1 protein-coding gene is annotated in these 251 nt (G+C 71.3%); it reads left to right on the top strand.

All coding sequences use genetic code 11. From position 1 onward, the window contains the following. Positions 1-251: iron chelate uptake ABC transporter family permease subunit (locus AC0IX4_RS23190; RefSeq protein ID WP_471831431.1), on the top strand; the 251-nt coding region annotated here is incomplete at both ends.

The following is a 251-nucleotide window of genomic DNA, read 5'->3' as shown; positions in this document are numbered from 1 at the left end:
TCTTCTCTCTGTCGTCCGCGACCAGCTACCTCTGGGTCGCGATCGCCGGAGCCGGTGTGACCGCCGGATTCGTCTATGCCGTCGGCTCTCTCGGCCGCGGTGGGGCATCGCCACTGACGCTGGCGCTCGCCGGCGCGGCGACGTCGGCGGCCTTGGTGTCGTTCGTCAGCGCCGTCGCGTTACCGCGTAGCGCCCTCGCCGGTGGCATCAGGTCGTGGCTCGTCGGGGGAGTCGGCGGAGCCACCTTCGAG

It is taken from the genome of Rhodococcus sp. AC861 (assembly GCF_979256035.1).
The sequence above is the reverse complement of the archived record's forward strand: the minus strand, read 5'-3'. Positions and strand labels throughout refer to the sequence as shown.